Origin of the sequence: Marinomonas sp. TW1, assembly GCF_001625355.1 — a bacterium.
Lineage (GTDB): Bacteria > Pseudomonadota > Gammaproteobacteria > Pseudomonadales > Marinomonadaceae > Marinomonas.
In genome coordinates this window covers 1-756 of the sequence record NZ_JSEE01000043.1, presented here as the reverse complement: position 1 = coordinate 756, position 756 = coordinate 1, and the positions used below count along the sequence as shown (strand labels likewise).

The 756-nt window shown below is 47.6% G+C and carries 1 protein-coding gene; it reads right to left on the bottom strand.

The features are described from left to right. Positions 1-48 precede the first annotated feature (48 nt). Complete coding sequence (locus OA79_RS17775) at positions 49-741, bottom strand: FadR/GntR family transcriptional regulator (protein WP_063334552.1); 693 nt, start codon at positions 739-741, stop codon at positions 49-51. Positions 742-756: the final 15 nt, after the last annotated feature.

Below are 756 nucleotides of genomic sequence, written 5' to 3'. Positions count from 1 at the left end.
ATACTGCGCTTCTTTTTATCGCCCATTCAATGTAATGTTATCGGGTTATCACTTATCAGGTGAGCGTAGCAGCGCCTGACAAGCTTTTAATGCAGCGTCGCCATCGCTTTGGATAATAGCATCAACAATCGCCTGATGCAGATCCAGCTTTATCACTGTGTCGCTGGTAATTGACGTGAAGTAAGTGTTATTAACCGTCTGGCATGGCGAGGCGAATGAGGTCAAAAACAGATTGGCGCTCATTATATAGATATGCTCATGCCAGGCCATATCGACTTCGATCCAGCGTTCACGGCGAAAGTTCTCTTTTAATGCCGCCATTTCGGCCATTAACGTATTGAGATGCGCTTTCTGTTCCCCGCTTCCAACCGTTGCTGCCAGTAGGCCGGCTTGCGGCTCCGGACTGATAACCCTACCCAGTAAGTGATCGATGACATTATGTAAATTATCATCTGTCACCGACCAGGTAAGCAATTCCTGATCAAGAAAATTCCAGTTCGATTGTGGCATGACCCGAGTACCAATTCGCGGTCGCGGTAAAACCATCCCTTTTGCCGTTAACGTTTTGACCGCTTCGCGTACCGCTGTACGACTCACTCCAAATTGCTCGCCCAGCTCAATCTCACCGGGCAAAATGGTGCCGGGTTCATATTCACCTTTTAAGATCCGTTGCGCCAGCTTCTCAGCCAGAACATACGAAAGGTTTTTCTGTGCAGCTAACTGTTGTGCGCTTAAAGGCATTACTTATCTTCCTTT

Excerpts from the sequence above, each read along its gene's own strand:
- OA79_RS17775 (WP_063334552.1), bottom strand. The coding sequence starts at position 741 with ATGCCTTTAAGCGCACAACAGTTAGCTGCACAGAAAAACCTTTCGTAT.